Genomic DNA, 7134 nt, shown 5'->3' with positions numbered 1-7134 from the left:
TGGCGGAACGGACGGAATTCTACTTTAGACGCTAACCAATTAGAATCAAACAGAATCCAACGCCAGCCCTAATCGCTGTAGGACAAATTGTAGTCCATTTAAGAAATGGCTAGCAAGCAGGTTTTAGCGGTGCAATATCTGATTGCCTGTGTTTTATGCCATACATTAGATGAGGCAGTCGGGAAGGTGATACGCCCCCGATAAACATCATATATATAGTGCTCCTGGAAACATCGATCAGTCAGCATTGAGGCGTATTCATTCCCATCATGCAGAAAGAAAGTAACCTGTTCATTCATCATGGGGGCAAATCTCTGAGTAGGTGATCCCGGTTCGGTGTTATGAACAGGTACCACAACAGGTTCACTGGCACACAGTTCAGCCTTTGCGACATCCTGGGAGCCATTCACAAAAAATCAAAGATATCCTGACGTTACCTGCTGAAAAATCAAAAAATATGTATTAACCATTTCGAATTGTGCAAATGGATTTCAGGCAGAAGAGTGGCAGGCTTATTCTTTTTGTTTTGAAAACAGAAAACGCTCACCAGTCAGTGATATTTTTATTTTCAAACAATAGGTTACAAATATCGACTACGAGGACTGCATCTGATGAAAGGATACAGATATGAATTCAATAGAAAGAGCCTGATTGCTGAATATCGTTTGCAGTTTTAAATATAACCTGACTGTAGCATGAAACTCTTCTCAAACATAAATGAGGCACCAACGATGAGTAAAAAAGGATTAACCACTGCCGCGGGGGCACCTGTTGCACAAAATAATAATGTCGCTACTGTGGGACCACGAGGACCTATGTTGTTACAGGATGTCTGGTTTCTGGAAAAACTGGCACATTTTGACAGAGAAGTCATTCCTGAACGACGTATGCACGCTAAAGGTTCTGGCGCACATGGAACCTTTACAGTAACAAAAGATATTACGAAATATACCCGCGCAAGGCTTTTCTCCGAAGTAGGGAAAAAAACGCCTCTCTTCGTCCGGTTCTCTACTGTCGCCGGCGAACGTGGTGCCGCGGATGCTGAACGAGATATCCGAGGCTTTTCCATTAAATTCTATACTGAAGAGGGAAACTGGGATTTGGTTGGCAACAATACACCCATTTTCTATCTACGCGACCCGCTAAAATTCCCGGATTTAAACCATGTCGTAAAACGGGATCCACGTACTAATCTGCGTAACCCCACCTGGAAATGGGACTTCTTTTCCCACTTACCAGAGACACTGCATCAGTTAACGATAGATTTCAGTGACCGGGGGTTGCCGCGTTCTTATCGTACTATGCACGGATTCGGCAGCCATACATTCAGCTTTATCAACAGTGATAATGAACGCTTTTGGGTAAAATTTCATATCAAATCACAGCAAGGGATCGATAACCTGCATGATGATGAGGCAAAGAGGTTGGTGGCAGAAGATCGGGAAAGTGCGCAGCGCGATTTGTTTGAATCCATAGAGTCTGGTAATCATCCTCGCTGGACGTTTTATGTGCAGATTATGCCGGAAGCTGAAGCATCAATGGTGCCGTATAACCCCTTTGATCTGACTAAAGTATGGCCACATAGTGACTATCCACTCATCGAAATCGGGGAGCTGGAGCTCAATCGTAATCCTGACAATTATTTTGCTGAAGTGGAGCAAGTTGCGATGTCTCCGGCCAATGTGGTGCCGGGAATAAGCTTTTCGCCGGACCGTATGCTTCAGGGACGTCTGTTTTCCTATGGCGATGCACATCGTTATCGTCTGGGCGTCAACCACCATCAGATCCCAGTTAATGCCCCACAGTGCCCATTTCACAATTATCACCGTGACGGTGCGATGCGTGTAGACGGTAACAGTGGCAACGGCCCAACCTACGAACCCAACAGTTTTGGCGTCTTTCAGGAGCAACCCGATTTCAGCGAACCGCCATTAAGCACTGAAGGCGCGGCCGATCACTGGAATCATCGTGAAGATACAGACTATTTCAGTCAGCCACGCAAATTGTTTGAGCTGCTGGGTAAGGATGAACATCAACGGATGTTTGCACGGATTGCGGCTGATATGAAGGATATTCCCGAATTTATCCAGCAACGCCAGATAAACCTTTTTAGAGAAGTACATCCTGATTATGGCGCAGGGGTGGCAGAAGCATTACAGGCTATAAAAACAGCCTGACAATAGTGCAACTCAGCAAGGCTATGGAGCCAGTTCTGGTAAAGTAGCCTGATGGGGAATGTCTGCGCCATGCTTACCGAAGACAATAACCGCACCGGGCATAAATGCCTTGTGCGGTTATACTGCATTGGCTTCCTGCCCCCGTCAGTCCTGGATATCCATTGGCCATAGCACAAACAGCAGCGTTTTCTCCTCATAATGTAAAAAGACATTATCCGGCGGGGTTGCATGGCGCGGGGTCCAGCTGTTAGCGTAGACAGGACAGACATCCTCAGCAGTGTTGTCGGACATGGAACAGTACACTCTTTTGCGTACTTCGCGACTGGCATACGCAGCTTATTGACACCTGATTTCACCAGCCAACGGGGCATGACCGCCGCCAACAGCAGTCCCTCTCAGTACGTTTTGCTGAAGCTACCAGTAGTGTTACCAGAGGCAGAGAAAATGAATGTGTTGTTTTTCAGTACAGAATCGCCATGCCGAGAGCGTCGCCCATAATATTGCCAGTAATACAGGCCCAATAATTCCTTCAAGTCAGTATACCACCGATGATATCAGCCATGATGAGCAGCAATGACGTATTTGCACCACGCCTGATCAGTAGCGGTTCAGAACATTATCCAGCGACAGCATATTGGTACTGAAAATCACCGGTAACCGCAAAATAGCTGCCAAACAGCGCGATGGCAAACCACCAGCGGCCACCAGTAGTACGCGATACCGCCATGAAAAGCTGCCTGGTTGCGATAACAATCAACCCGACCCAAACCATGCTCACAGAAAGGGATGCTGAAGCCGTAGGGCTCCCCCTGCCCGCGAGAGGATGAAGTTAGTGCTGAACAACACCTACGGCATGTCGCGCGGATGTTTAACAGGGCTTGCGACATCCTGTGTCTGTATCTGTGTGCGTAAATCGTTCAGATGGATGTCCATCTGCGGAAAAGGCATCTGGATCATGTTATTATCCAGCGCATTTTTAATATTTTCCATCAGATCAAAATAGACATCCCAGTAATGTTTATTTTCAGTCCAAACCCGAACAACAAAATTCAGCGATGACGGGGCAAATTCATTTAAACGGATTGTATGGCCTTTTGCGTGAATTATACGGGAATCGACCATTACAACTGTTTTAATTACACTTCTGAAATGTGCAATTGATGTATTGTATGCAACGCCCACAATAATATCCACACGGCGTTCTTTCTGACGAGAGTAGTTAATAATCTCGCTGGCAATGATCTTGCCATTTGGTATCACCACCATCTTATTGTCAACGGTGCGGAGTGTGGTTGAAAAAATATGAACTTCTTCAATAGTGCCTGCCACTGCACCAACATTGGCATATTCACCCGCCCGGACCGGACGAAGCGTCACCAGCAGCACACCCGCTGCGAAGTTTCCCAGCGACCCTTGCAGTGCAAGGCCAATCGCCAGACCTGCCGCACCGATTACCGCAATGATGGAAGACGTCTCTACACCTACACGACCGAGCGCAGCGACGATTGCAAATGCAATCATCGCATAGCGCAGTAAGGCTGAACAGAATTGAGTTATCGTTGTATCGACATTGCGGCGTAACAATATTTTTTTAAAAGCCGTACTGGTTAAGCGGGCTATAAATATACCAGCACTAAGTAAAAACAAAGCACCAATAAGATTAATTATCCCCTGAATGATAGTCGTTTCATTATGAGTAATCCAGAAAATCAATTGTTTGATCCCGGGAAATGCTTCAAACTTCATACCTGAATTTCCTGTGTTAGAAAAGTTGCTTAATAAAAGTGTTTAATATTGCTCTGTACTGAATAGTCCAAATGGGGATTTTGGGAATCCTAATTGCAGGCAGCAGGATCTTCCCTGAGTAAATGACATGAGCGCACCGCATAACTTATCATCGGATGCAATTGTATATTGCAAATAAAATAATATTGACACAAAACAAATCATCATATATTTCAGGGCAGTTGCACTACTGTTTTACAATAATAGCACTAAGCGCCCACTAATATCTGGCTATAAATTTAAAAAAAACAATCATTCATTTTAAGTTTTAATTAGGACATCCCCCTCCCCGAAAAAACACAGAAAAAGAAAAGTCTCCAGCCACTTTCTTAAAGTAGAAATATCCTCCATAAAAACCAGAGCTAAACTACAAACATCATGCCCGTCAGGATAAAATCCGGGTTAACTCTGAGTTTCAGCCCCATAGACTGAATCATCATATTTCAGATTCTCTCACTCCGTTCAGTGATGTCAGTATTCCTGTCGCCCCCTGACACCGCTACTCATGACGTTCTGAAACGACATATCCAAATCCAGTTTTTTTCATGAAGTCTTCTATCTGCGAAAGCCTCCTTGCTCACCCTCCGACCTGCCGGCTCCCGGTACGCGCGAGAAAAACCGTTGATATATCCGTTCGTATAAACCGCCAATGCCATAAAAGCCCCCCCAGCAGCAGAATTCCCCACACCCACACCAGTATATTCTCAGTGGATTTTCCGGTTAAAGAAGACATTGCTGCAGAACACACACACAACAGCGTAAAAACATATGCCTCATAACGCGTGGTTTTCCGCCATATACGCACGGATAACTCTGTTCTGATGACAAAGAAAATCCAGAATGAAAGACATGTTGAAGCGGCAGCGCCTCCCGCACCGGCTGCCGGGACCAGGGCGGCATTTAATGCGATATTGATGAGTAAAGTCAGAACTGAAGCGATCATCAAGAGCAATGTTTTTCTCATCAGTCCGATACCAACAGAGGTTACTTCCGATAATGTCAGCAGCAACGGGAATCCCAGGCAGGCAACAATAATATACTCGATACCAGAATACTCAGCTGGAAGTAGATACCTGACCAGCCAGGAGAACAAACCCGCCATGCTGAATAAACTCACAATGATAACCGTCATCCATCGGGTCATTCTGGTAACAATGGCTACCGCGCTGTCCGGAGCGTCCGCATGCTGATAAATCACCGGTGCCCAGACCGTCGTAAAAACGGTCTGAAGAATACCCGCAACACCAGCAAAGCTGACGGCCACGGAAAACAGAGCCAGTTCTTCAAACCCACTATAGGATCTGACAAAAAGACGATCTATTGTGGACGCTCCCCAGAAGGCCAGTCCGCCGGGAATCAGGGGCAGACCAAACATCAGCATATCCCATTGTCTGGTTTTACCGGATGATTGCTGCCCCCCCTGCTTCCACTCATCCCGTGTGCTCCCCGCCAGAATCACTGTCGTCATTACCACCCCTGAACTCCAGGCAACAATCAGGAATGTTAACGAATCCCCTGAACTGAAAAGGCTGTATCCCAGTACCAGAGCGAGCATTGTCAGACGGGGCAGGATCTGACCAAGGGAGTATGCCAGTCCCCGGGCCTGCATACGCAGGATCAGTGAGAGAAACCGGTTAAGGAAGGCACTGATTAACGCCAGCATAATAACAAGACTGAGAAAGGTATCCCGCTCACCAAGCACGAGTAATGCCAGACTCCCTGGGCTCAGCATAAACCCAAGAGAGAGCAGTAACAGGACCATCATCCCCGGCAATAAAGCTTTCCTCAGGAGCGCCCCCCGCTGCGTTTCCGAATGATATTCACGCACATAAGCCTGATCGAGACCCAGGCTGCAGAACAGGAGACAAAATGAGACCGCAACATTTAACATACTCAATCTTCCCACATCACCAGGCGAAAACAGCCAGGTGATGAGAGGTAACGTCGCCAGCCCCAGCAGTGCGTTTGCAGCCGGTCCGATGGCAAAGGCAAAAATTTGCGACACCCTCATGCAAAGAATCTCAGCACACTGTCTGTTACATGGTGCACATCCTGCTCTGTCATGTTGTAAAACAGGGGCAGTCTGACTAGTTTTTCACTCTCACGGGTCGTAAAGTTATCTTCGCCAACAAACTGCCCAAACAGCCTGCCTGCCGGGGACGAATGTAAGGGGATATAATGGAACACAGCCATCACGCCCTGCGTCTTCAGCCAGTCGATAAACTGCGTTCTCTGCTCAATATCCTTCAGTTTAATGTAAAACATATGGGCATTGTGCTGGCTGTAGTCGGGTATGAAGGGGAGTGTCAGCAACCCTTTTTCCGCCAGAGGCCGGAAACATTCATAGTAAGTGTCCCACACCGCCATCCGGCTCTGGTGAATGTCCTCTGCGTGCTGGAGTTGTCCCCAGAGAAAAGCGGACTGAAGCTCACCCGGCAGATAGCTGCTCCCTGAATCAACCCAGGTGTATTTGTCGACCTGTCCTCGCAAAAACTGGCTCCTGTCGGTTCCCTTCTCCCGCAAGATCTCAGCACGCTGGCTGAACCTGGGATCATTGATAATCAATAGCCCCCCTTCCCCACCGCTTGTGTAGTTCTTGGTTTCATGAAAACTGTACGCCGCGAGGTGGCCCAGTGTGCCGAGGTAACGGCCCTTGTACTGGCTCATCACCCCCTGCGCCGCATCTTCCACAACAAAAAGACCGAACCTTTCAGCAATGTTCATAATCACATCCATATCACAGGCCACGCCAGCATAATGGACGGGGACAATGGCTTTCGTTTTGGGAGTAATAGCGCTGATAAGCAGCCGTTCATCCATATTCATGGTTTCAGGATGAAGATCCACAAATTTAATTAACGCGCCACGGAGTACGAAGGCATTTGCCGTGCTCACAAAGGTATAAGAGGGCATAATGACCTCATCCCCTGGCTGGATATCCAGCAACAGAGCAGCCATTTCAAGAGCCGCGGTACAGGACGGGGTCAGTAAGGTCTGGTGACAACCAAACGCATTTTCAAACCAGGTCTGACAGGATTTACCAAAAGGACCATCACCAGAAAATTTGGCGTTCGCAAGCGCTTCATGAATAAAACCGATTTCGTCACCCGTCACCGGGGGTTTATTGAATGGGATCATACTATCGTTCCTGCAAAGAAATTTATGAGAAAAA

6 protein-coding genes are annotated in these 7134 nt (G+C 47.2%); 1 reads left to right on the top strand and 5 read right to left on the bottom strand.

The genetic code is table 11. The annotated features are described in order from the left end of the window. The first annotated feature begins 731 nt into the window (after positions 1–731). Positions 732–2177 carry a catalase gene (locus tag WB371_RS22650; RefSeq protein ID WP_336222240.1) on the top strand — a complete coding sequence of 482 codons (1446 nt, stop codon included), beginning with the start codon at positions 732–734 and terminating at the stop codon, positions 2175–2177. 144 nt (positions 2178–2321) lie between these two features. On the opposite strand, the gene WB371_RS22645 is transcribed toward WB371_RS22650, so the two are convergent. From WB371_RS22645 to rffA, 5 genes are all read right to left on the bottom strand, one after another. After that, positions 2322–2468: a hypothetical protein gene (locus WB371_RS22645; RefSeq protein ID WP_336222239.1), complete on the bottom strand. Its 147-nt coding sequence runs from the start codon at positions 2466–2468 to the stop codon at positions 2322–2324. Between the two features lie 325 nt (positions 2469–2793). Beyond that, positions 2794–2955, bottom strand: a complete 162-nt coding sequence (locus tag WB371_RS22640) for a hypothetical protein (RefSeq protein ID WP_336222238.1) — start codon at positions 2953–2955, stop codon at positions 2794–2796. 68 nt (positions 2956–3023) lie between these two features. After that, positions 3024–3923 carry a small-conductance mechanosensitive channel MscS gene (gene mscS, locus WB371_RS22635; RefSeq protein WP_336222237.1) on the bottom strand — a complete coding sequence of 300 codons (900 nt, stop codon included), beginning with the start codon at positions 3921–3923 and terminating at the stop codon, positions 3024–3026. 616 nt (positions 3924–4539) lie between these two features. Further along, complete coding sequence (locus WB371_RS22630) at positions 4540–5973, bottom strand: lipopolysaccharide biosynthesis protein (protein WP_336222236.1); 1434 nt, start codon at positions 5971–5973, stop codon at positions 4540–4542. Further along, on the bottom strand, positions 5970–7100 hold the full coding sequence (rffA, locus tag WB371_RS22625) for a dTDP-4-amino-4,6-dideoxygalactose transaminase (protein ID WP_336222235.1): 1131 nt from the start codon (positions 7098–7100) through the stop codon (positions 5970–5972). Before rffA ends, WB371_RS22630 begins: the two co-directional genes overlap by 4 nt. Positions 7101–7134 lie beyond the last annotated feature (34 nt).

The sequence above is a fragment of the Citrobacter amalonaticus genome, assembly GCF_037053465.1.
Lineage (GTDB): Bacteria > Pseudomonadota > Gammaproteobacteria > Enterobacterales > Enterobacteriaceae > Citrobacter_A > Citrobacter_A amalonaticus_H.
The sequence above is the reverse complement of the archived record's forward strand: the minus strand, read 5'-3'. Positions and strand labels throughout refer to the sequence as shown.